The following is a 1,057-nucleotide window of genomic DNA, read 5'->3' as shown; positions in this document are numbered from 1 at the left end:
GGATGGGGGCGCGGCTCATGCGGTGCTCCGGACGCGGGGGTCGAGGAAGCGGTGGAGCAGGTCGGCGGCGAGATTGGCGAGGATGGTGGTGCCGGCGAAGAAGATGAACAGCACCTGGAGCAGCGGCACGTCGGGCACCCGGATGGCCTGGTGGAAGAGGAGTCCCAGGCCGGGCCAGCTGAAGATGGTCTCGGTGAGCAGGGCCCCGTTGAACACCGCGCCGAGTTGCAGGCCGATGAGGGTGACGGTGGGCAGCAGCGCGTTGGGGACGGCGTGCCGGCGGCGCACCACGTCGTCCCGCAGGCCCTTGGCGCGGGCGACCCGCAGGTGGTCGGCGGCGCGTTCCTCCATGATCGAGGAGCGCATGATCAGCACGTACTGGGCGTAGACGACGGCGGCCATGGTGAGCGCGGGCAGCACCAGGTGGTGGGCGACGTCCAGGGCCTGCGGCCACCATCCCTCCCCCACTCCGCGCGCGGAGCGCATCCCGTTGACCGGGAACCAGCCGAGGTGGACGGCGAAGACGACGATGACGATCATGCCGAGCCAGAAGGTGGGGGCCGACCACAGGGTGAGGGCGATGCCGACCTGGGCGCGGTCGAAGCGGCTGCCGGGGCGCCAGCCGGCCCGGGTGCCGGCCCACACGCCGAAGGAGACGGCGAGGACGAGGGCGGTGCCGGTGAGCAGGAGCGTGGCGGGCAGCCGGGCCCACAGGAGTTCGGTGACGGGGGCGCTGGAGACGTAGGAGGTGCCCCAGTCGAGGGTGAACAGCTGGTGGAGGTAGTCGCGGAACTGCACGGCCAGGGGGTCGTCCAGGCCGAGTCGCTCGCGGATCTCCCGCTGCTGCTCGGGGGTGAGGGGGGTGTCGCCGGCGACGGCACGGACGGGGTCGCCGCCGATGACCCGGAAGATGAGGAAAGCGCTGAGCAGCACCAGCAGCAGGGAGACGGCGGCGCCGAGCAGGCGGTTGGCGAGGTAGCGGGCGAAGTCCCCGGCGGGGCGGGCCCCGGCCGGGTCGGCGGACCCGTCGGGGGCGCCGCCTCCGGCGGGGCCGGGG

1 protein-coding gene is annotated in these 1,057 nt (G+C 73.5%); it reads right to left on the bottom strand.

Features of this window, described 5'->3' with window-relative positions:
* Window positions 1-15: 15 nt before the first annotated feature.
* Window positions 16-1,057: ABC transporter permease (locus tag FOE67_RS26665; protein ID WP_323385584.1), on the bottom strand; the 1,042-nt coding region annotated here is incomplete at its 5' end.

The sequence above is a fragment of the Streptomyces calidiresistens genome (assembly GCF_014141525.1).
GTDB lineage: Bacteria > Actinomycetota > Actinomycetes > Streptomycetales > Streptomycetaceae > Streptomyces > Streptomyces calidiresistens.
Note: the sequence above shows the minus strand (reverse complement) of the source record. Positions and strands in the feature narration are given on the sequence as shown.